We start from the raw sequence: 21,015 nt of genomic DNA on the forward strand, positions 1-21,015 counted from the left end.
GGGGGCGGCCCCGCCTGCGGCCGGCCGGATGAAACCAGTTGTCCGGGCTGCTAGACAAAGGCCATGACCCCAGTACGTCCCGGCACCCCCGATGACGCCGCCGCCTACCTCGACCTGCGCCGCCAGTTGGTGCCGTGGCAGGTCAACACCGTCGAGGCCGTACGCCACAACTGGCGGTCCCAACTCGGGGCCGGCCAGGGCGCCCTGTTCGCCGTCGACGACGACGCGGGTCTGGTCGGACTGGTGCGGTGCGGCCTGAACACCTGGACGTCCGAGCCCGGTGCCGCCAACGTGGCGCTCGTGGTCCGCCCGGACCGCCGTCGCCAGGGCGTCGGCTCCGCGCTGCTCGCGGCGGCCGAGGAACATCTCGCGTCGGTCGGGGCTCACCGCGTCCAGGGCTACGCCCACGGTGATCCCGAATCGCTGGACTGGGTACGCCGGCGCGGCTACCGGACCACCGCCGAGGTGCGCTACTCCGGCGCCGTCCTCGCCGATCTGCCGCCCCGGCCCACCCCGCCGCCCGGGGTGACCCTCGCCGCCTTCGCCGACCTGCCGCCCGAGACGGTCTACGTGGTCGATGCCGAGGCGACCCAGGACGAGCCGAGCGCGGTCCCACTCGACTCGCTGGGCTACGACGACTGGCTCCGCGACGCCTGGCAGAGCCCGAGCCTGCGCCACGACCTGAGCGTGGCCGTCCTGGTCGACGGCGAACCGGCCGCGTGCACCTTCGTCGATGGCGACCCGGACAGCGGCCGGGTCTCGTCGGCGGCGACCGGCACCCGGCGTGCCTACCGTGGCCGGGGCCTGGCCAAGCTCGCCAAGTCGGTCGCGCTGCACCGGGCCCGTGACGCCGGCTTCACCGTGGCGTACACCGGCAACGACGAGGTCAACCGGCCGATGCTGGCCGTCAACGAGTGGCTCGGCTACCGGGCGGTCGGCGCCGAGTGGGAGTGCGTACGCACCCTGCCGGCCGGCTAGGCGGCACCGGTCGGAGCGAGGGCCGCGAGCAGGTCACCCGCCTGCAGTTGACGTACCCGGGCCGGGTCGAGCCGGTCCGGGTACAGCGCGTACACGTCGGCCCCCACCGGCAGGTCGACGTCGGCCCGTACCAGGGCGGCGAAGTCCGGAGCGGCCTTCACCGGAGTGTCGTCGGCGGGTCCGCCGGTGACCAGCCGCTCGGCGAACGCGGCCACCGTCTCGCCGTCCCGGCGCCGGTACGTCCGCGGCGAGCCGCCGCGGACGGTCACCTGCCGGGTCCGGGCGGCCACCTGCCAGCAGGCGAGTTCCCACAGGCTGACCCGGTGCCCGGCGGTGAAGTGACGGTCGGCGGCGGCGCTGAGCCGGCCGATCGTCCGCGAGTAGCGCCCCACCGAATGCTGACCGCCGGCGACGGCCAGCGTCGAGTCGAGCCAGCGAAGCGCCGAGCGGTCCAGGTCGACGACGAGCGGGATGGCGACCCGGACGTCACCGGCCAGGTCGAACCGCTGCTCGACGGCCCGCGGCTCGAACGGCTGCCCGTGGTCACCGGGGTGGGTCATCAGGCCGGCGAACGCGTCCGTCATCGCGTCGAACGGCACGTCGTTGTAGCTCAGCACCAGCATCGTGACGTACCGGATGCCCCGCCGGCGCAGGGCGGCGATGTCCAGGTCGACGAACTCGCTGGCACCCGCCGGCGGCGGAGCCGAGGTGAGGTCGCCGCTGTGCACCGCATCCAGCTTCCCGAACCGGAGCCGGGTGTAGTCGCACCAACCGACGAAACCGCCACCGCCGTCGTAGAAGGACACCGACAGGTCGAGGTCGACCCGGGTGCCGGCCGGTTCGGTCCAGTGCAGGAAGAGGCGTAGCCGGCGCCCCGGCGGCAGCGGCTGGCCGCTGCCCCGCGGCAGCCGGACCAGCGCGGCGGACGCGGTCCGTTCGGTGAACGGCGCGACCAGGTCGACGAGCCCGCCGTCCAGCAGGGCATGGTCGACCGGCGGCAGGTTGCCGGCCCGGCGCAGCACCTCGGCGGTGAGCACCGATTCGAGGTCGACGGCGACGCCGGCATCGAGCCGGGGCCGGTGGTCCGGCTCGGTCCACAGTGTCGCGCTGCCGCCGCGCGGGAAATAGAGGCGGGGTACGGCCGGCCAACTCGCCGCCCGCAGCGCACCGATCGCGGCCAGCAGCACACCGGGGGCGACCGCGGGCGCGACCCGGTCGACGGTGTCGACCAGCTCCGCCGGATCGCCGGCCCGGTGGGCCACCGCGACGAGCCGGCGCACCAGTTCACCCGGCCGGGCGGCGAGCAGCGGTACGGCGTTCCCGGCCGGCAGCGCCGCCTCGACCCGGCCGGCCCAGCCGGTGACGGTGATCCGCTCACCGGGCCGGACCGCGAGGCCCGGATGGGCGGTGACGACCCCGGCCACGAGCCGCCCGAACGGGGTGTCGGCGTCGATCCGGGTACGCCGCAGCACGACGAACGCGGTGGCGGCGACCGGATGCCGCCCGGCTTCCTCGAACGGGTGCAGGTTCTCCGCCATCCGCAGCCAGCGGGCGCCGTGCCGGCGCAGATCCTCCACAAGGGACGCCAGTGGCAGGGCGTCGAGCCGGGACAGCAGCAGCCGCCGCAGCCGGCGGGGCAGCGACCGGCGTCGGGCCGGCGGCGTACGGAGTCCGGCGTCGGCACCGTGCAGGACGTGGAGCAGGCGCAGCACGTCGGTCGCGGTGCCGACGTACCGGTCCAGCAGATCCGGCAGCCGGTCGGCGCCCGCCGGGTCGGTGACGGCCCGGGCGACGACGGCGGCCCGGGTCTCGCGTACCGGGATGTCGGCCGGCAGCAGGTCGAACCAGGCGGGGCCGGCGTGGTCGAGCAGCGCGTCCAGGTCCGCGCGGTCGGCCGGCGACAGCGGCGTACGCCGCCCGAGCAGCGCGGCGGTCAGCTCCCCGCACGCCTGCCCGGCGTCGTCGGCCAGTTCGACGATGCGGGCCCGGCGCGGCAGCGGCGGCTGCGGCCGGTGTGCCGGCGGCGGGGTCGGCCGCAGGAAGGCGTCCTCACAGTCGACGCGGCGGTGGCAGATCGGGCAGCCGGTGTAGTCGGAACCGTCCCAGCAGGCGCCGCAGACCAGGTGGGCGCAGGGGGCCACCGGCCGGACGAGGTCGGCCGTGCCGCACAGCACACACGGCTGCCGCGGCTCCTGGAGCAGCAGGGCGAAGATGCGCCGTACGTAGAGGTCGTTGGTGTCGGCCGGGATCCGGCGCGGAAAGGACCGGAACAGCGGAATGTGAGGCACGTGGGCACCGACGGCCCGGGCCAGCCCGTCGAGCAGACCGAGCCCCAGTTCGGCGAGGCGCTCCGGCTCCTGTCCGGCGAGATACCGGCGCAGCCGCGGGCCGGGCAGGAAACCGAGCGCGACCAGGTCCGCCTCCAACGCCACCAGGCCGGCCGCGCTGTCGGTCCGGACCCGCCCCGGCCGGACCTTGGACCGCGACAGCAGCCCGGGCGCCACCAGCCCGTGCCTGAGCAGTACGTCCGCGACGGCGCTGCGGACAGCCGGCGGGGTGGCGGTGGCGGGCACGGCGCGGTCCTCCCTCGGTGCGGAGAAAAGAAGAAGGGGCGGAGATTGGATGCGCTAGATCCACTTCAAAAGTAAGAGGAGAAGGAAGCACACCCGGGAGCCGCCCCGACCGACAGCCTAGACACCGCCGTCGACCGCTGTCGTGGCCTTTACCGCCGGCCGCGCCGCACCGGGCCGGGGTTGCCGGACCCGGTACGACCGCGCGTTCAGCCCGCCAGCGTGGGGTAGTCGGTGTAGCCCTCGTGGTCGCCGCCGTACGCCGTCGAGTAGTTCGGCGTGTTGAACGGGCCGCCGACCCGCAGCCGCTCGGGCAGGTCGGGGTTGGCCAGGAACAGCGCGGCGTACGAGATCAGGTCGGCGGCACCCGACTCGACCAGCTTCAGCGCCTCCGGTCCGGTGTACGCGCCGGGGGTGTACGGGTTGAGGATCGACACCCCGTTCCACCGTTCGCGCAGGATGCCGGTCAGTTCCGTGTCCGCGCTCTCGGCGATGTGCAGGTAGGCCAGGCCGAGCGGATTCAGCGCGTCGACCAGCGTGAGGTAGGTGTCGCGGTGGTCCTCCTCGGCGATGTCGTTGAACGGGTTGGCGGGGGAGATCCGCAGCCCGACCCGGTCGGCGCCGATCGCGTCGACGGCGGCCCGGGCGACCTCGACGGTGAGCCGGGTACGACCCTCGACGCTGCCACCCCACTCGTCGTCGCGCTGGTTGGCGTTGGTCGAGAGGAACTGGTGCAGCAGGTAGCCGTTGGCACCGTGCAGTTCCACCCCGTCGAAGCCCGCCTCGACGGCGTTGCGCGCCGCGTCGGCGAACGCCCCGATCGTCTCGGCGATCTCGGTGCCGGTCAGCGGTTTCGGGGCGACGAATTCCTGCATGCCCGCCGCGCCGGTGAAGATCTTTCCGGCGGCCTTCACCGCCGACGCCCCGACCGGGTGCAGGTCCTGGTCGTAGACGGTGGGGTGACCGATCCGGCCGGCGTGCATGAGCTGCGCGAAGATCAGGCCGCCCTGTTCGTGGACGGCGTCGGTCACCGGCCGCCAGGCGCGTACCTGCTCGCTGGAGTGCAGGCCCGGGGTGTTCGGATAGCCCTGGCCGATCGCGGACGGCTGGATGCCCTCGGTGACTATCAGGCCGGCACCGGCGCGCTGGCGGTAGTAGGTCGCCATCAGCTCGGTCGGGGTGGCGCCCGGCCCGTAGGCGCGGTTGCGCGTCATCGGAGCCATCACCACCCGGTTACGGGCCGTGTAGCGGCCGATCCTGACCTCGTCGAACGCGCTGCTCATCTCTCGACTCCCGTCCCTGGTGCTCCCGCACACCGCAATGCCGGATCGAGGCGCTTTATTGCCGCCCGGACGGTGACGGGCGTCACGGTTGCCCGAAATTCATTGATGGACATGGTTGGACATGATCGCTAGGCTGACGGTCGTGGCGCCGGACCACCGACGGTCCCGCGCCGGTCGACCGGCGAGCGGAGGCGACGATGCGACGGACGGCACGGATCATCGTGGGTGGCGCGGCGGCCCTCGGGCTGACCGTCGCCGGGGCACCCGCCGCGGCCGCGAACCCGGTGGTTCCGCGGCACGCGGTCATCGTCTGCCAGACCGCCAGCTTCTACGAGAACTACGACTCCGCGGCCGGCCCGCACCGCCTCAAGCGGGTCCTGACGTACGGCAACAAGGTCGGCCACACCCCCGGCGCGCATCCGGTCTACAACGGCTGGGCGGCCACCTTTGACTTCGGCCCCAACGACTGGGGCTTCGTGCGCATCGAATGCATCGGCGGATACGACTCGTGGTGAGCCGCACCGCGGGCCGGAAGGAGGGACGCATGCGGATCGCCCGTGCGACGGCCGTGGCGGCGCTGGTCGCCGCCACCCTCGTTGCCACACCGACCGCCGCGCAGGCCGCGAACGGCCGCATCGGCGTACGCGAGACCGTCTGTGCCGAGACGCTGTTCGTCCGCACCCAGCCGATCGGCGCCTGGATGGGCACGCTCCACCGTGGACAGACCTTCCTCGTCGAGGGCCCGCGCAGCGCCGGCTACGTCTACGGGTTCGCATACGGCCACATCAACCGGCGCGGCTGGGTCCAGGACGGCTGGTTCTGCTGACTTCTTGACCTCGAGCGCGCTCGAACTCCTACGGTGACTCGTCACAGGCCCGACGACTTCCCTGGGAGCAGGTCATGCGTTACCGCGTACTCGGCGGCACCGGCATCGAGGTGAGCGTCCACTGCCTCGGCACCATGATGTTCGGCTACGTCGGCAACCCCGACCACGACGAGTGCGCCCGCATCGTGCACGCCGCCCTCGACCGGGGCATCAACTTCGTCGACACCGCCGACATGTACTCGGCGGGCGAATCCGAACAGATCGTCGGCAAGGCGCTGTGGGGCCGGCGCGACGACGTCGTACTCGCCACCAAGGTGCACTTCCAGATGGGCGAGGGGCGCAACCGCAGCGGGAACTCACGGCGCTGGATCACCAGGGCGGTCGAGGACAGCCTCCGTCGCCTCCAGACCGACTGGATCGACCTCTACCAGGTGCACCGCCCCGACCACACCACCGACATCGAGGGGACGCTCGGCGTGCTGGGCGACCTCGTCCGGCAGGGCAAGATCCGCGCCTTCGGCTGCTCGACCTTCCCCGCCGAGGAGATCGTCGAGGCGCACCACGTCGCCGAGCGTCGCGCCCTCGGTCGGTTCCGGACCGAGCAGCCGCCGTACTCGATCCTCGCCCGGGGAATCGAATCGTCGGTGCTCCCGGTCTGCCAGCGGTACGGGATGGGCGTGCTGGTCTGGAGCCCGCTCGCCTCCGGCTTCCTGTCCGGCCGCCACCGCAAGGGGCAGCCGGTCGATCTGACCAGCGGCCGGGCCGCGCTCAACCCGGCCCGGTTCGACCCCGCGATCCCGGAGAACGTCGTCAAGCTCGACGCCGTCGAGCAGCTTGCCGAACTGGCGGGCGGCCTCGGCCGCACACTGCCCGAACTGGCCGTCGCCTTCACCGTCGCACACCCCGCCGTCACCTCGGTGATCATCGGTCCGCGGACCATGGCGCAGCTCGACGGGCTGCTTGACGGCGCCTCGCTCACCCTGGACGACGCGACCCTCGACCGGATCGACGCCATCGTTCCGCCGGGCACCAACCTCTATCAGCCGGACGGCGCCTGGCGGCCGCCGGCACTGTCCGACGCCGTACGGCGCCGCCGTCCGCTGGCGGAGCGCTCCGCGGGCTGACCGGCTGGCTCCTCGGCCGCTTCCGCCATCGCCTTGATCCGGGCCAGCCGGCGGTCCCAGCCGGACGCGATCCGCTCCAGGTCCCGGCCGAGCGCGCTCAGCCGGGACCCGACCGCGGCGAACCGGACCTCCCGTCCCACCCGCTCGGCGCGGACGAGTCCGGTTCCCTGGAGTACGGCGAGGTGCTTGACGATCGCCTGCCGCGAGACCGGAAACTCGACGGCGAGGGCCGACGCGGATGCCGGCCCCTCGCCGAGCCGGACGAGGATCGCCCACCGGGTCTCGTCGGCCAGCGCGGCGAAGACCGGGGCGAGCGCCGGGTCAGCCGTCGACACCGGCGGCCAGACCTTCGAGGTGACGCTTCGCCAGGCCCAACTCGGTGACCCAGCCCTGCCGGTTCTCCTCCAGGCGCGTACGCCGTTCCCGCTCGTCGCCGGGCAACGTCGCGAAGCCGCTCTCGGCGACCTTCAGCACGACGGAGTCCGGTGACGTCTCCTCGATCCAGAACTCGACGAGGGTGGACGGGGCGTCCGGCCGGTCCGGGTCGGCGAGCCACCGGAAGGCGGCGTACCGGGGCTCGTCGAGGGCGACCGTACGGATGGCGAACGCACCGTGGACGGGGTCGTGCACGATGTCGAGATCGCCGGAGCGCTCGATCCGGTGCTCGACGATCCTGTTCTCGTTGATGTACCACCCCGGCTCCGCGATCAGGTTCCACACCCGGGCCGCCGGGGCGTCGATGCCGATCTGCCGTTCGATCCGGTCGAGTTCGTCGGTCATACGCCTGCCTCCGCATCCGTTGTTCGCGCAACCGCAGGGTTGCACAGATCTGAGCGCGTCGCAACCTGATGGCTGCAGTTGTCGGAGATGCCAGCTATTGACCTATCTCGATTTAATGTGCAAGTCTCAGGGTGGAGCCGCCGCGGGAGCCACGCGGCTGGCGCGGAGCAGGGGCAGCTCGGCGCGCCAGCGACCGTCGTCGTACCTTCCGCACGACAAAAGGGGCTTCGATGTCCACTCTCATCCGCTCACGAACCGTACGACTCGCCTGGGGCGGCCTCGCGGTCGCCGTGACCGCCGTACTGCTGCTCGTCACCGCGCTCGCCAACTCCGCCTCCGCCCACGGATCCATCGTCGATCCCGCGTCCCGTAACTACGGCTGCTGGCAACGCTGGGGCAGCGACTTCCAGAACCCCCGCATGGCCACCGAGGACCCGATGTGCTGGCAGGCCTGGCAGGCCGACCCGAACGCCATGTGGAACTGGAACGGCCTCTACCGCGACGGAGGCGGCGGCAACCACCAGGCCGCCGTCCCCGACGGGCAGCTCTGCAGCGGCGGACGCACCCAGAGCCCGCGCTACAACGCCCTGGACACCGTCGGCGCGTGGCGCACCAGCCCGATCGCCAACAACTTCCGGGTACGCCTGCTCGACCACGCCTCGCACGGCGCCGACTACATCCGGGTGTACGTCACCAAGCAGGGCTTCAACCCGCTGACCCAGCCACTCGGCTGGGGCAACCTGGAACTCGTCGGCCAGATCGGCAACACCCCGGCGTCGCAGTGGACCCAGGAAGCCACCGGGGTCTCGATCCAGGTCGCCGCCAGCGCACCCGGCCGCACCGGCCGGCACATCGTCTACACCATCTGGCAGGCCAGCCACATGGACCAGTCGTACTACCTGTGCAGTGACGTCACCTTCGGTGGCACCGGCGACCCGGACCCGACCACTCCACCGCCCACCACCGCCCCGCCCACCACTCCGCCGGCGACGACCCCGCCGCCGACCCAGCCGCCGGCCGGCGCCTGCGCCGCCAGCTACCGGGTGGTCTCCCAGTGGGCAGGTGGATTCCAGGCCGAGGTCCAGGTGACCGCCGGGAACGGCCCGATCCGCGGCTGGACCGTGGGCTGGACCCTGCCGTCCGGCCAGCAGGTCGCCTCGTCGTGGAACGCCGACCTCACGGTCACCGGCTCCTCGGTGACAGCCCGGAACGTCGCCTACAACGGCAGCCTCGGAGCGGGGGCGAGTGCGACGTTCGGTCTCCTCGGCTCCGGCACTCCCGGGTCCGTACCGACCCTGACCTGCACCGCCACCACCTGATCGATCCAGCGGCACTAGTGATCGTCTGCTGTTCAGCCGGTCGACACGCCGTACCGCAACAGCAGAGCAGCAGACGATCACGGCCGATCACCACGGACCCCCGGCTACCCGGATACGATCAGGGCTGTCATGCCGGCTGATCGGGGGTTCCACGGTGAAGTTCTCGCCCGTCGTCGTCAGCCTGCCGATCGCAGATCGCGGCGTCTCATACCGGTTCTACCGCGACGGGCTCGGTCTGGAACCCTTCGGTGAGATAGCCGAAGACGGATTTCCGGAGCCGTTGCAGTTCACCCTCAACGAGGGGCTGCGGATCATGCTCATCCCGACCGGCGGCTTCGGCTGGGTGATCGGAGACAATCAGGTCGCGGTCCCCGGACAGATTGAGTGCATCGTCGGCGTGGACCTCGAAACGCGGGCCGAGGCCGACAACTTCGTCGAGCGGGCGCGGGAGGCGGGCGCGCGGATCGTCACCGCACCCCAGTCGCAGCCGTGGGGCTACACCGGTTCGTTCGCCGACCCGGACGGCCACCTCTGGATGGTGACCGTCCTACCGTCGTGACGCGCCACACGACAGGTTTCGGTCTGGAGCCGGCGCACCACCTGACGCATGTGTGGGAGGCTGACCCCATGGTCACCCCTACCGTTGCGCGATCCGGCCTGGTCGGTGTGGGCTACGAAGGGCGCGACATTGGAGAGTTCGTCGCTGAACTGAGCGCCAATGGAGTCTCACGTCTTGTCGACGTTCGATTGACCCCGATCTCGCGCAAGCGGGGGTTCAGCAAGACCGCTTTGGCGAGTGCGCTCGGCGCGGCTGGCATTGCCTACGAGCATCGCCGGGAACTGGGGAACCCGAAGACGAACCGATCGGGGTTTGCTGGCCCAGCCGAGGAGTTGGCCCAGGCGCGAGCGGTCTACGCGGAAATCCTTGACCGACCGGAGGGACGTGCCGCGCTGGATGCCGTCGCGGCCGCGGGGCAGCGGGAGTTGGTCGCGCTGCTCTGTTTCGAGGCGGACCAGCAGCACTGTCATCGTGATGTGGTCCTGCGGGCCGTACGGGACAGGGTGGCGGCTACCGCTTAGGCGGCCAGTACACGCCGAGAACGCTGAATACGTTGACACGTTTGGCCTGGTTGCCGACGTAGAAGGCGACGTCCCGGCTCGGTGCACAGAGTTCGTGGAGAAACTTTTCTTCCAGAGCCCGCCTAAGTTGATCGTCGGAGGATCCGCGAAGATTGCGCTGGAAGGCGACGAGTTCCCAATCCAGGATGCCCTGCTCGTGGCCTCGGCAGTTCGCTTCGTGGCACCGGCATCGATAGGCCGCCCGGAACCGTGGTGCCTCAAGGGGAGTACGGTCCCGATCGTCGAGCAGATCGAGTTGGTTGACGTACGCATCGATCTTGCGTTGTTCGTCCGGGGTCCAGCCACCGTGCGGGGCGATTTTGATTCCGTCGACCCGGGCTGGCCGGATCAGGGCCAGTGATGGGGCGTCGGGTCGACCGCGCGTGGCTCGATTGAGGCTGCACATGGAGTCTTCGATGCACGGATCCAGCCAGCGCCGGCGCTTGTCCCACGGCGGTAGGTGGGTCTCGCGGGTGATCGAGTCCAGGATCGGCTTCCAACTCTCGCGGCGCGGGTCCTGCCGTGCGGGTTTGGCGTCGATAGAGATGACGTCGTACTTACGGAACTTGTCGTTGCTGGTCAGTTCCCGGTGGTTGACGGGATACAGGCGAACCCAGCCTTGCTGCAGGGGGTCGATCCTCAGTGCCGCCACGCAGACGGTCTCCCCGTACCGTTCGGATGGATTCGGGGCTGCCTTGACTGTGATGAGCAGCCGCAGCCGGGTCACCTTGTCGCTCGACGGCTTGGGGGTGTGCCCGGCGTCGCCTGGGTCGAAGAAGGACAACTGTGTCACCGGACCTCCGATCCTCAGGGCTCTCCGTGGTCGTTTGGCGACTCCGGGTAATTAGATTCTCATGGATGCATGGGACTGGCCAGACCGTTGTTGTCCCTGCCGCCGGACCGGTTTCTATCCTCGCCAGCAGGTACTTGCTGGTGCGAGGGCGCCAATGGGTGGGATTGGGCAGGTCAGCCAGCGGCTACGCGGGCGGCGTGGAAGATGTCGGCCGGCAGTGGGTGGGTGAGCTTCCACAAAATCCGCATCGGCCGGTCGCCGCTGTGCCGTACGTACGTCATCGTGCCGGCGTACAGGTACGGCGGCACGCCGAGGTCGCCGTCGCGCTCCTTGGTCTGGCGGAGGAAAAGGTGCACCTTCGAGCCGCCGTCGACATACCGCTGCCCGGTCGGCGACGCCGTCGAGGTGGTGCTCTGCGACTCCCACTGAAACAGTTCGGGGGTGATGGCCCGGTCCTGATACATCGTCGTCGGCGAGTAATGCCGCTCGGTCTTGGTCAAGGTGACAAAGAAGAGGTCGACGCCGAGCTCGGGTAGCCACTTGACGCCTTCCCGCAGCGACGACGGGTCGGCCATCCCGAACGCGGCGCAGGCCTCGTCGCGGCTGTAGCGGGCGTGTATCCGTAGCGGATTGCCACGTATCACGTCTCCGGCCGCGCGAATCGGGGCGGACCGGAGGGTGACCCGACGGATCCGGGCTTCCAGGATGTCGGCGACCTCGCGTAGTTCGAGGCATCGCTGCGGATGGGCGAGCAGGGTTGCCGGCCCATCGTCGAGCGGGATTTCCTTCTTCCATATGGCGAAGTGCGCCATCCGGGCGAGCGGCTCGTCCGGCCGACCACCGGCGGCGAGGTCTCGCAGATGGTTGAGCCGATCAAGGTCGTCCACGTGCAGTAGCCGTCCGATGGCCCGGCCGAGCAGAGCGTCGTACGGCCCCGGGGCCGTGGTGTCGAGCCCGGCGTCCCGGCGCAGCCCGGTCCACCCGCCGAGGTCCTTGTTCCGGTAGAGGTCCTCGATCTCCAGGCCGGTTTCGTCGAGAAACCTGGCGAGGGTGACGTTGCCGAGCCGGCGTAGCTCCTCGACCAGGTCGGGCCGCCGCAGCCGCAGGGCCCGGCGTACGTTGTCCAGGACGATCTGTTTTGCGACCCGGTCGAGGTGGATGTGGCAGCCGGCCGGCAGCGTCGGGAAGTCGTGCTCGACGTCGCGTTGCAGACCGCGGCGGGTGGCCCCGGTCAGCGCTCGGTAGCGCAGGTCGAAACGGAAGTCGGCGTGCTGCGCACCGATGAAGTCGAGCACCGTCAGGCAGGGTTTGTCGTCGGCGAGTCGCAGGCCACGGCCGAGTTGCTGGAGAAAGATGGTGGCGCTCTCCGTCGGGCGGAGCAGCAGGATCGTGTCGATCGACGGCAGGTCGACGCCCTCGTTGAAGAGGTCGACGGTGAAGGTCGCTCGCAGTTCACCGCGGTCGAGCAGGTTGATCGCGGCGCGGCGGTCCACCGGATCGGTACGCGAGGTGACCGCCCGCGCCGGGATGCCGGCCCGGTCGAAGCATTCGGCCATGAACTCGGCGTGCCCGATGCTGACGCAGAACCCGACCGCCCGCATTCTGCTTACATCGACGGTGTCCCGCACGGCGGTCAGTACCAGCCCGGCGCGGGCATGGTGGCCGGTGTAGAGGTTGTCGAGTTCGCTCCGGTCGTAGCCCTGCCCACGCCGCCACCGCAGCGTCGACAGGTCGACGTCGTCGTGGAAACCGAAATACTGGAACGGCGCGAGCAGTTGCCGCTCCAGCGCCTCCCACAGCCGCAGTTCGACCGCTGTACGCCCGCCGAACCACCCCCGCACGTCCTGCCCGTCGGAGCGTTCCGGCGTCGCGGTCAACCCGAGTAGTTCGCGCGGATCCAGCCCCTTCAGCAACCGCCTGTACGTCGGTGCTTCGGCGTGGTGGAACTCGTCGACGATGACCATGTCGAACTGGTCCGGGGCGATCGGTAGCCGGTGCAGGGACTGCACCGAGGCGAACACATGTTGCCACCGTTCGGGGCGTTCGCCGCCGACCAGCGTCTCGCCGAACGTTCCGTCCCGCAGCACGTGGCGGAACACCGCCCGGCTCTGCCGCAGGATCTGCTCCTGGTGCGCGACGAAGAGCAGCGAGTCGACCTTGCCGTCCTGCCGTAGGCGCCGGTAGTCGAGCGCGGCGACGACTGTCTTTCCGGTTCCCGTTGCCATTACCACGAGGTTGCGGTGTCGGTCGTGCACCGCGCGCTGCGCGGCCAGTTCCTCCAGGATCTCCCGCTGGTAGCCGTACGGGCGTACGTCCAGAGTGGTCAAGTCAATGGTTAGGTCCGTCGGACGCGGGCCCGACTCGGCGGCCAGGGCCTGCCGCAGCCGGCCCGCGTCCCGCTGCGGGTCGTACTCCTCGAACGCCGGATCGTGCCAGTACTCGTCGAAGGTCGCCTCGAACGTGTCGAGCAGCGGTTGCTGCTCGAGTTGGGAGAGCCGGACGTTCCACTCCAGCCCGTCCACGAGGGCACTCTTCGACAGGTTCGACGAGCCGACGTACGCGGTCCCGGCGCCGCTCGCCCGGCGGAACAGCCACGCCTTCGCGTGTAGGCGGGTCGTCCGGGTCTCGTACGACACCCGGATCTGCGCGCCCAGTTCGGCGAGGCGGTCCAGGGCCCGCTGGTCGGTGGCGCCCAGGTATGTCGTCGTGATGACCCGCAGCCGTCCGCCGCGTTCGATGAGTTCGTGGACGGCGTCCTCGATTAGCCGTAGCCCCTGCCACTTGATGAACGCGCACAGTAGATCGACCTCGTCGGCGGACGCCATCTCCCGGCTGATCTCGGAGCCGATCCGCGGCTGCCCCCGTCCGTTGACCAGCAGCGCGCTGGAGGCGAGCGGCACTTCGGGACGTTTCGGGAAGGTGACCGGCGTGGGTGCGGTCGGGCGGGACACGATCGCCGTCAGCACGTCGTGTGACGAGGCGACAAGATCGGCCTGGTCGGCAGCCCGGGGCAGGACGGCCGCGATCGCCTCGGCGATCCGGTTGGTCAGGGCCACCTGACCGGCCGTCCGGTCGGTACCCTGGCCAGGCACGGCCCGCAGTGCCCGGCGGGCCAGGCCGGCGATGTGCCGGGCGAGTAGTTCGTCGGCGTCGGCCGGGTCGAGCGCCTCCCGCCGAACCAGGTCGGCGTCCAACTTCGACAGTCGTGCCGCGAGTTCGTGGGTGACCACATGCTCGTACGCGCCACCGGGAAGATCCGCCACGTCCGCAACATACCGGGAAGTCCCGATGTCGAGGGGCGGCCAATCCGTCCCGCTGCCGGCCCAGTGATCGTTTGCAGCTCATATCGGGATCTGGCCGATGATGGCTTGTTAGCAGCCGATCTCAAGCGGTAAGTCCAATCAGACGCAGTGTGATTCGGCGTACCACCGCGCGTGATCAACATGTTTAGATTCCCTCCAATGACCGGGCAGGCCGGCCATCCCGGCCCATCCGGGAGGATCGAGCGAAGGAGTCACCATGACCGTTGGCGAGCTGATCAACCGGGGCGAGGCCACCCAGCTGGCGTTCAAGGGCGAGGCCGCGCAGCTGGCGCTGAAGGGCGAGCTGGCCCGGCTCGCCCTCGCCGGGGAGCTGGCTTCGGCCCTCGGCTGAACCACGGCTACCAGATAACTGGACCGTCCGCCGGCCTTCGGGCCGGCGGGCGGTCCAGTCCGTTTTCGGTGGTCCTCGCTCCTGTCGATACCGGAACGTATGCGCAGGTCAAGCGAATGTTCACCGGATTGGCACCTGGCGGGTGGACGGTGAGCCGGTGACCTCCGCGACCCGTGACCCGGCGACCTCGCCGCCGGCCGGCCTGCGGGTTACCTTCGACGGCCGGGTCCACCCGGCGGAGGAGATCGCCCACGGCGCGGCCTACGAACTGTTCAGCACTGCGCCGCAGAGCGGGTTCCTCGCCGATCACCGGCCCGACGCACCTTACCCCTTCCATCGCTTCGTGCACGCTTCGGAGATCGTCGACGTCCAGGGGGCGCTACCGACGGCGCGGGCCGGCGACCGGGAGTTTCCGCTGACGATGCCGGTCAGCCGGGCGGTGGGGTGGGAGGAGGTGCACCGCCGCAGCCAGTCGGCGAGCCACCGGGACGACCTGTTGCTGGCCGCCATCCGGCGCTCGGCGACGATCCGGCGGGGCACCCGGATGATCAAGGTGCTTTCGGAGAGTCAGCTCGCCGGCTATCTGCGCGGCTGGCAGCCGCACGGCTTCTGCTACCGCGAGTACGACGTGGCGCACCTGCGCACTCCGACCGAGCTGGCGTTGCTGCGCACCGACGGCGGCGGGGCGACCGACCAGACCGAGGCGGCGTACGTGCTGCGGTGGCGGGCGATCGGCCCCGGCGACTACGCGGTGCCGGTCCATCCCGGCCTGGTCGGGATGCCGCCCCGGGACCGGGTCGGGCCGCCGATGTCCGGCACCGGCTTCGCGCCGAGTGGCCGGCACCTGATTCCGGAGTACGTCACCGCGGACTTCGCCGACCTGCCGCTCACGGCCAACGCCACCCTGCTCGCCTACACCCCGGACGGGGCCGAGGTGACGCTCTTCAGCTACCAGCCGGAGCAGCGGGGTTGGCTGCGGATGGTCGGCTCGCGCTGGCGGCACCTGCTGGCGGCGATTCCGGGGGTGTCGCCCGACCAGGAGTACGTCTCGACCGGCGAGGCGGTTCGGTCGACCAGGCTGGTGGGCACCTACCAGGGGCACGAGCACGAGGCGGTCGCCGACCCGCCCGACGAGTTCCGGGTGCTGGCGATGACCCGGGCGGCCCGATACGCGGTGGAGAGCCTGGCCCGGCGTACGACGTACGCGACCTGGCGTGGTGCCGTGGTCCTGGTGTTGCTGCGTGAGGAGCAGTGGACCCGGGTCCGGCTCTGCCGGCCGGACGCGGACGCGGTGGCGAGGCTCGGTGCCCAGTGCTTCGAGCGGGGCGTGTACGAGGTGTGGGCGCCGACCGGTGAGCTGGCCGACGTACGGGTGGTCGACCAGTCGTACGGCTGAGCGGTCCGGCCGGGCTGTCGGTGGTGGCTGGCAGCATGCGGCCCATGCCTGCGCGAACCCTCGAAGAGATCGAACGTGTCGTCCGAGCGTCGTGGTCGGTGGAGTCCTGTGACCCGGCCGACGCCGCCAACTGGTCGCCGGAGAATCCGGCCCGTGGTCAGTGCGGTTCCACCGCTCTTGTGCTGAACGACCTGCTCGGCGGCGATCTGCTGACGGCGGAGGTGCACTACCCCGACGGCTCCCGGCAGGGCTATCACCACTGGAACCGTTTCGGCCCAGGGCTGGAGGTGGACCTGACCCTCGAACAGTTCTTCGCCACGGAAACCGTGCAGGAGCCTCGGGTCATGGCGCGGCCACCGCAGGTCGGCGAGCGGGTCCGGGAGCAGTATCGCGCCCTGCGGAAGGCGGTCTACGCAGCACTGGAGCTGGATCCGAATTCGCCATAAACAAGTTTGTGGTTTAAAGTCGTTTGCATGCGGGATGAGTTTGTCGACGACTTGCGCGACGCGCCGCCACCCGACCCGGTGGCGGCGCTGCGGCTGATCGAGCGCCAGCGGGCCGAGGCGATCCGCCGGTTCAGCCCCGATCCCCGGCTCTACCACTGGCCGTGGGGGCTGGCCTGGCTGATCGTCTTCGGGCTGTTCTTCCTCCGATACGGCCCGGGCGGGCGGACCTTCGTCGCCATGCCCGACTGGCTGCCGCTGGCGGTGCTGGCCGTGGCCATGATCGCGGTCACCGTGTTCACCGCCGTGACCAGTTCCCGCACCTACAGCCAGATCTCCGGCGAATCCGCCCGGCGTGGCGCGTGGTACGGCTACGCCTGGTTCGTCGGGTTCGCCGGTCTCTTCGCCACCCTCGCCCGGGTCACCCCGGCCCTGCCTCCGGACCTGAGGACGCTGGCCTGGTCGGCGGCGCCCGTCGCGCTCACCGGCGTCCTCTACCTCGCGGGTGGGGCGGTGTGGCTGGACCGCAACCTTTTCGTGCTCGGGGCCTGGATCTCGGGCAGCAACATCGTCGGGGTGGTCGCCGGGCCGGGCTGGCACTCCCTGGTCACGGCGCTGGCCGGCGGCGGCGGGATGCTCGTCACCGGCTGGCTCCTGCACCGCGCGGCCGTCCGCGCCACCCGCGGTCACGAACCGGACGGCGTGGGAGCATCCGGGTGAGCGGTCCCCTGCCCGAACTCGACCCGGTCATCCACGCCCAGGCCCGGCTCCGGGTCGTGGCCGCGCTGTCCACCCTGCCGGACGGCGATCGGGTCGCCTTTCCCAGGCTCCAGGACATCCTCGTGATGACCGCCGGCAACCTCTCCGTGCACCTGCGCAAGCTCGAGGACGCCGGCTACGTCAACGTCACCAAGACCCACCACGGGCGTACGCCGACGACCCTGATCTGCCTCAGCCGGCGCGGCCGGTTGGCCTTCGACGAGTACACGGCGGCCGTACGCGCCCTGATCGACCCGACGAACCGCCACGACCAGCAGCGGGAGGAAGTATGACCCTGGCCAGAGCGGTCGAGGTGAGCCGGCGGTACCAGACGGTGCGGGCCCTCGATCGGGTGTCCATGGAGATCCACGCCGGCGAACTGGTCGGCCTGCTCGGCCCGAACGGCGCCGGCAAGAGCACGTTGATCAACCTGCTGACCGGGCTTCGCCGGCCCACCGGTGGCCGCGTCGAACTCTGCGGCGGAGATCCACGCGACCCGGCCAGCCGGCGCCATCTCGGCGTCACCCCGCAGGAGACCGGCCTGCCACCGACCCTGCGGGTGCGCGAGGTCGTCGACTTCGTGGCCGCCCACTATCCCGATCCGATCCGCCGCGACGAACTGCTCGACCGGTTCGGCCTCACCGAACTCGCCAAGCGGCAGACCGGTGGGCTGTCCGGCGGCCAGAAACGGCGGCTCGCGGTGGCGCTGGCCTTCGTCGGCCGCCCGCGTGTCGTGCTGCTCGACGAACCGACGACCGGTCTCGACGTACAGGCCCGGCGCGCGCTGTGGGACGGCATCCGCTCCTTCCACGTCGAGGGCGGCGCCGTGCTGCTGAGCAGCCACTACCTGGAGGAGATCGAGGAACTGGCGCAGCGGGTCGTGGTGCTCGGCGGCGGTCGGGTGCTCGCCGACGACACCGTCGCCGCCGTCCGGGGCATGGTCGGCGTACGGCGGGTCAGCCTGACCGTCGGCGAGCTGCCGCCGCTGCCGGGCGTGGTCGGTGTGAAGCACGTCGACGGCCGTACCCATGTCCTGACCGCCGATTCCGACGCCGTCGTCCGGGCGCTGGTCACCGGCGGGGTCGACTTCAGCGACCTGGAGGTCCGCCCGACGTCGCTGGAGGAGGCGTTCCTGGCCCTCACCGGTGACGGCGGCCCGGCAGTCGACGGTGGTGTGCCGGGTGAGGCCGACGGCGGACCCGCCGGGGCCGGGCCGAAGCACGCCGTGGCCGGCGCCGACCGATAAGGAGACCGTCGTGTCACTCACTCTCGTGCATGCCCGCTACCAGCTCCTGGAGACCGTCCGGGTCCCGGTGGCGGTGATCGGCAGCGCGTTCTTCCCGGCCGCGTCGATGCTCTTCTTCGTGGTCCCGTTCGCCGGTGACGATCCGGTCGGTGCCACCTTCGCCACCGCGTCGATGGTCACCTTCGCGGTCATGGTCAGCAACCTCTTCCAGTACGGCGTCGGGGTGGCCGAGGACCGGGCGCATCCGTGGGACCCGTACACCCGGAGCCTGCCGGTCGGGCCGGTCCCGCGCTTCGCCGGACGGATCATCGCCGGCCTGGTCATGACGTTCGTCTCGCTGATCCCCGTCGTGTTGATCGCGGCGATCGGCACCGAGGCGACGATCACGGTGGGCGGGTTCCTGGCCGGGCTCGGCGCGATTCTGGTGATCGCCGTTCCGTTCACGCTGATGGGGCTCGCGATCGGGTACGGGCTGCCGAGCAAGGCGGCGCTCGCTGTCGCCCAGATCGTGTTCTTCCCGATGGCGTTCGGCGGTGGTCTGCTCTCGGCACCGGGAAACGCGCCCGGCTTCATCGAGACGATCGCGCCGTACCTGCCCAGCCGGGGCGCGGTCGAGCTGATGTGGGCCGCGGTCGGCGACTTCCCGGTCAGCACCACCTCGATGATCGCGCTGGTGGCCTGGACGGTGGCGATGGGGGCGCTGGCCGCGTGGGGTTACCGCCGCGACGAGGGCCGCCGCTTCAGTTGATCCGCCCGGTCACGTGATCAAGGGTGTGTCCCGGGCTACTACGGCTATACCGCCGGGGGCGGGAATAGCCCGCCGCCAGGTCAGGTTCAAGCGGGTAGTTCAAACTTGAACGAGATTGAGGCGGGAAGTCGACATGCAGTTCGGGATCTTCACCGTGGGAGACGTCACCACCGACCCCACCAACGGCAGCACGCCGTCGGAGCACGAGCGGATCAAGGCCATGGTCAGGATCGCGCTCAAGGCCGAAGAGGTGGGGCTCGACGTCTTCGCCACCGGCGAGCACCACAACCCGCCGTTCGTGCCCTCGTCGCCCACGACGATGCTGGGCTACCTCGCGGCGCGTACGGAGCGGATCATCCTGTCCACCGCCACGACGCTGATCACCACGAACGACCCGGTCAAGATCGCCGAAGACTACGCGATGCTCCAGCACCTCGCCGACGGGCGCGTCGACCTGATGCTCGGGCGCGGCAACACCGGGCCGGTCTACCCGTGGTTCGGCAAGGACATCCGGGCCGGCATCCCGCTGGCGATCGAGAACTACGCGCTGCTGCACAAGCTGTGGCGCGAGGACGTCGTCGACTGGGAGGGCCGGCACCGCACCCCGTTGCAGTCCTTCACGGCCACCCCCAGGCCACTCGACGCGGTGCCGCCGTTCGTCTGGCACGGCTCGATCCGCAGCCCCGAGATCGCCGAGCAGGCCGCGTACTACGGCGACGGCTTCTTCCACAACAACATCTTCTGGCCCATGGAGCACACGAAGCAGATGGTGCAGCTCTACCGCCGGCGGTTCGAGCACTACGGGCACGGCCCCGCCGACCGGGCCATCGTCGGCCTCGGCGGGCAGGTGTTCATGCGCAAGAACTCGCAGGACGCCGTCCGGGAGTTCCGGCCGTACTTCGACAACGCCCCCGTCTACGGCCACGGGCCGTCGCTGGAGGACTTCTCGACCCAGACCCCGCTGACCGTCGGCAGCCCGCAGCAGGTGATCGACCGCACCCTGACCTTCCGTGAGGACATCGGCGACTACCAGCGCCAGCTCTTCCTGATGGACCACGCCGGGCTGCCGCTGAAGACGGTGCTGGAGCAGTTGGACATCCTCGGTGAGGAGGTCGTACCGGTGCTGCGCAAGGAGTTCGCCGCGCGGCGACCGGCCCACGTGCCGGACGCGCCCACCCACGCCTCGCTGAAGGCGGCCCGGGTCGCGGCAGCGGCGGGAGCCGGGCGATGAGCGGCCGCACCCTCGCCGTGGTCTCCGCCGGGCTGCGCCAGCCGTCGTCGACCCGGCTGCTGGCCGACCAGCTCGCCGCCGCCACCGGGCGTGCGCTGCCGACCGGTACGTCGCTCGACGTGCGCCACGTCGAGCTGCGCGACCACGCCCACGCCCTGGTCGACAACATGCTGACCGGCTTCCCGTCCCCGGACCTCGGGCGGGCGCTGGACACGGTCGTCCACGCCGACGGGCTGATCGCGGTGTCACCGATCTTCAACGCGTCGTACAGCGGGTTGTTCAAGTCGTTCTTCGACGTGCTCGACGCCGAGGCGCTGGTCGGCATGCCGGTGCTGATCGCGGCCACCGGGGGCACCGCCCGCCACTCGCTGGCGCTGGAGCACGCCCTGCGGCCGCTGTTCACCTACCTGCGGGCCGTCGTCGTTTCCACCGGCGTCTTCGCCGCCACCGAGGACTTCGGCGCCGGCACGGACGGGGGCGCCAGGGGCGGCGCCGGCACCCTGGCCGGCCGGGTCGACCGGGCGGCGGCCGAACTCGCCGTCCAGCTCGAACGGCGGGACGCGCCGCGGAAGGTGGACCCGTTCGCCGAGCCGACACCGTTCGAGCAGCTGCTCGGCGGTCGGTGACCACGAGCCGACGGGTGACCGGCGTCGATGTGATGCCGGTCACCCGGGCCGGTGGTCGGTCGCGGCCGGGAGGCCGGCCATCGCTCCTGGTGGGCCGGCCGAGGTGACGTAGCCGGTCGT

The 21,015-nt window shown here is 70.9% G+C and carries 22 protein-coding genes; 16 read left to right on the forward strand and 6 right to left on the reverse strand.

The genetic code is table 11. The features are described 5' to 3' along the window. Positions 1-63: 63 nt before the first annotated feature. A complete protein-coding gene (locus AB0M79_RS21670) occupies positions 64-978 on the forward strand; it encodes a GNAT family N-acetyltransferase (protein WP_364216479.1) in 915 nt (304 codons plus the stop codon). On the opposite strand, the gene AB0M79_RS21675 is transcribed toward AB0M79_RS21670, so the two are convergent. Together AB0M79_RS21675 and AB0M79_RS21680 are read right to left on the reverse strand one after the other, a co-directional pair. Further along, positions 975-3,551 carry an MXAN_6230/SCO0854 family RING domain-containing protein gene (locus tag AB0M79_RS21675; RefSeq protein ID WP_364216482.1) on the reverse strand — a complete coding sequence of 859 codons (2,577 nt, stop codon included), beginning with the start codon at positions 3,549-3,551 and terminating at the stop codon, positions 975-977. The two genes, AB0M79_RS21670 and AB0M79_RS21675, sit on opposite strands and share 4 nt — an antisense overlap. Positions 3,552-3,757: 206 nt before the next feature. Next, a complete protein-coding gene (locus AB0M79_RS21680) occupies positions 3,758-4,831 on the reverse strand; it encodes an alkene reductase (protein WP_364216485.1) in 1,074 nt (357 codons plus the stop codon). 197 nt (positions 4,832-5,028) lie between these two features. On the opposite strand from AB0M79_RS21680, the gene AB0M79_RS21685 reads away from it, so the two are divergent. The 3 genes from AB0M79_RS21685 (at position 5,029) to AB0M79_RS21695 (ending at position 6,781) form a co-directional block, all read left to right on the forward strand. Then, complete coding sequence (locus AB0M79_RS21685) at positions 5,029-5,346, forward strand: hypothetical protein (protein WP_364216488.1); 318 nt, start codon at positions 5,029-5,031, stop codon at positions 5,344-5,346. Positions 5,347-5,375: 29 nt separating this feature from the next. Next, positions 5,376-5,657: a hypothetical protein gene (locus tag AB0M79_RS21690; protein ID WP_357538731.1), complete on the forward strand. Its 282-nt coding sequence runs from the start codon at positions 5,376-5,378 to the stop codon at positions 5,655-5,657. A 74-nt stretch (positions 5,658-5,731) separates the two neighbouring features. Next, positions 5,732-6,781 carry an aldo/keto reductase gene (locus AB0M79_RS21695; RefSeq protein ID WP_364216491.1) on the forward strand — a complete coding sequence of 350 codons (1,050 nt, stop codon included), beginning with the start codon at positions 5,732-5,734 and terminating at the stop codon, positions 6,779-6,781. Here AB0M79_RS21695 and AB0M79_RS21700 read toward each other — a convergent pair. Both AB0M79_RS21700 and AB0M79_RS21705 read right to left on the reverse strand, forming a co-directional pair. Then, a complete protein-coding gene (locus tag AB0M79_RS21700) occupies positions 6,697-7,116 on the reverse strand; it encodes a metalloregulator ArsR/SmtB family transcription factor (RefSeq protein ID WP_364216494.1) in 420 nt (139 codons plus the stop codon). The two genes, AB0M79_RS21695 and AB0M79_RS21700, sit on opposite strands and share 85 nt — an antisense overlap. Further along, positions 7,103-7,561: a hypothetical protein gene (locus tag AB0M79_RS21705; protein ID WP_364216497.1), complete on the reverse strand. Its 459-nt coding sequence runs from the start codon at positions 7,559-7,561 to the stop codon at positions 7,103-7,105. Before AB0M79_RS21705 ends, AB0M79_RS21700 begins: the two co-directional genes overlap by 14 nt. Positions 7,562-7,791: 230 nt before the next feature. Between AB0M79_RS21705 and AB0M79_RS21710 the strand changes: the two genes are divergently transcribed. From AB0M79_RS21710 to AB0M79_RS21720, 3 genes are all read left to right on the forward strand, one after another. After that, entirely contained in the window at positions 7,792-8,880 is a 1,089-nt protein-coding gene (locus tag AB0M79_RS21710; protein WP_364216500.1) for a lytic polysaccharide monooxygenase, read from the forward strand. A gap of 154 nt (positions 8,881-9,034) precedes the next feature. Further along, entirely contained in the window at positions 9,035-9,439 is a 405-nt protein-coding gene (locus AB0M79_RS21715; protein WP_364216503.1) for a VOC family protein, read from the forward strand. After that, a complete protein-coding gene (locus AB0M79_RS21720; RefSeq protein WP_364216506.1) occupies positions 9,436-9,960 on the forward strand; it encodes a DUF488 domain-containing protein in 525 nt (174 codons plus the stop codon). Before AB0M79_RS21715 ends, AB0M79_RS21720 begins: the two co-directional genes overlap by 4 nt. On the opposite strand, the gene AB0M79_RS21725 is transcribed toward AB0M79_RS21720, so the two are convergent. After that, positions 9,950-10,792, reverse strand: coding sequence for a hypothetical protein (locus tag AB0M79_RS21725; protein WP_364216509.1), 843 nt, complete (start codon positions 10,790-10,792; stop codon positions 9,950-9,952). The two genes, AB0M79_RS21720 and AB0M79_RS21725, sit on opposite strands and share 11 nt — an antisense overlap. Before the next feature lie 173 nt (positions 10,793-10,965). Further along, a complete protein-coding gene (locus AB0M79_RS21730; protein WP_364216512.1) occupies positions 10,966-14,055 on the reverse strand; it encodes a DUF3427 domain-containing protein in 3,090 nt (1,029 codons plus the stop codon). A gap of 256 nt (positions 14,056-14,311) precedes the next feature. On the opposite strand from AB0M79_RS21730, the gene AB0M79_RS21735 reads away from it, so the two are divergent. From AB0M79_RS21735 to AB0M79_RS21775, 9 genes are all read left to right on the forward strand, one after another. Then, complete coding sequence (locus tag AB0M79_RS21735; RefSeq protein ID WP_364216515.1) at positions 14,312-14,446, forward strand: hypothetical protein; 135 nt, start codon at positions 14,312-14,314, stop codon at positions 14,444-14,446. A 157-nt stretch (positions 14,447-14,603) separates the two neighbouring features. Then, complete coding sequence (locus AB0M79_RS21740) at positions 14,604-15,842, forward strand: hypothetical protein (RefSeq protein ID WP_364216519.1); 1,239 nt, start codon at positions 14,604-14,606, stop codon at positions 15,840-15,842. A gap of 44 nt (positions 15,843-15,886) precedes the next feature. Next, positions 15,887-16,288, forward strand: a complete 402-nt coding sequence (locus tag AB0M79_RS21745; protein ID WP_364216522.1) for a hypothetical protein — start codon at positions 15,887-15,889, stop codon at positions 16,286-16,288. 27 nt (positions 16,289-16,315) lie between these two features. Continuing rightward, positions 16,316-17,005, forward strand: coding sequence for a transporter (locus AB0M79_RS21750; protein ID WP_364216525.1), 690 nt, complete (start codon positions 16,316-16,318; stop codon positions 17,003-17,005). Continuing rightward, on the forward strand, positions 17,002-17,337 hold the full coding sequence (locus tag AB0M79_RS21755) for a transcriptional regulator (RefSeq protein WP_364216528.1): 336 nt from the start codon (positions 17,002-17,004) through the stop codon (positions 17,335-17,337). The genes AB0M79_RS21750 and AB0M79_RS21755 overlap by 4 nt, the downstream gene beginning before the upstream one ends. Continuing rightward, positions 17,334-18,290, forward strand: a complete 957-nt coding sequence (locus tag AB0M79_RS21760) for an ABC transporter ATP-binding protein (RefSeq protein ID WP_364216531.1) — start codon at positions 17,334-17,336, stop codon at positions 18,288-18,290. Before AB0M79_RS21755 ends, AB0M79_RS21760 begins: the two co-directional genes overlap by 4 nt. Before the next feature lie 10 nt (positions 18,291-18,300). Further along, positions 18,301-19,038 (forward strand): ABC transporter permease, encoded by a 738-nt coding sequence (locus AB0M79_RS21765; protein WP_364216534.1) that lies wholly within the window; start codon positions 18,301-18,303, stop codon positions 19,036-19,038. Between the two features lie 133 nt (positions 19,039-19,171). Beyond that, complete coding sequence (locus AB0M79_RS21770; protein ID WP_364216537.1) at positions 19,172-20,269, forward strand: LLM class flavin-dependent oxidoreductase; 1,098 nt, start codon at positions 19,172-19,174, stop codon at positions 20,267-20,269. Further along, complete coding sequence (locus tag AB0M79_RS21775; RefSeq protein ID WP_364216540.1) at positions 20,266-20,895, forward strand: FMN reductase; 630 nt, start codon at positions 20,266-20,268, stop codon at positions 20,893-20,895. Before AB0M79_RS21770 ends, AB0M79_RS21775 begins: the two co-directional genes overlap by 4 nt. Positions 20,896-21,015 lie beyond the last annotated feature (120 nt).

The organism is Polymorphospora sp. NPDC051019 (assembly GCF_040683055.1).
Lineage (GTDB): Bacteria > Actinomycetota > Actinomycetes > Mycobacteriales > Micromonosporaceae > Polymorphospora > Polymorphospora lycopeni.

Bases quoted from the DNA above. Each gene is read 5' to 3' on its own strand.
- AB0M79_RS21770 (WP_364216537.1), top strand. From the start codon at position 19,172: ATGCAGTTCGGGATCTTCACCGTGGGAGACGTCACCACCGACCCCACC.
- AB0M79_RS21695 (WP_364216491.1), top strand. From the start codon at position 5,732: ATGCGTTACCGCGTACTCGGCGGCACCGGCATCGAGGTGAGCGTCCAC.
- AB0M79_RS21690 (WP_357538731.1), top strand. From the start codon at position 5,376: ATGCGGATCGCCCGTGCGACGGCCGTGGCGGCGCTGGTCGCCGCCACC.
- AB0M79_RS21670 (WP_364216479.1), top strand. From the start codon at position 64: ATGACCCCAGTACGTCCCGGCACCCCCGATGACGCCGCCGCCTACCTC.
- AB0M79_RS21760 (WP_364216531.1), top strand. From the start codon at position 17,334: ATGACCCTGGCCAGAGCGGTCGAGGTGAGCCGGCGGTACCAGACGGTG.
- AB0M79_RS21775 (WP_364216540.1), top strand. From the start codon at position 20,266: ATGAGCGGCCGCACCCTCGCCGTGGTCTCCGCCGGGCTGCGCCAGCCG.
- AB0M79_RS21685 (WP_364216488.1), top strand. From the start codon at position 5,029: ATGCGACGGACGGCACGGATCATCGTGGGTGGCGCGGCGGCCCTCGGG.
- AB0M79_RS21710 (WP_364216500.1), top strand. From the start codon at position 7,792: ATGTCCACTCTCATCCGCTCACGAACCGTACGACTCGCCTGGGGCGGC.
- AB0M79_RS21705 (WP_364216497.1), bottom strand. From the start codon at position 7,561: ATGACCGACGAACTCGACCGGATCGAACGGCAGATCGGCATCGACGCC.
- AB0M79_RS21750 (WP_364216525.1), top strand. From the start codon at position 16,316: ATGCGGGATGAGTTTGTCGACGACTTGCGCGACGCGCCGCCACCCGAC.
- AB0M79_RS21735 (WP_364216515.1), top strand. From the start codon at position 14,312: ATGACCGTTGGCGAGCTGATCAACCGGGGCGAGGCCACCCAGCTGGCG.
- AB0M79_RS21680 (WP_364216485.1), bottom strand. From the start codon at position 4,831: ATGAGCAGCGCGTTCGACGAGGTCAGGATCGGCCGCTACACGGCCCGT.
- AB0M79_RS21745 (WP_364216522.1), top strand. From the start codon at position 15,887: ATGCCTGCGCGAACCCTCGAAGAGATCGAACGTGTCGTCCGAGCGTCG.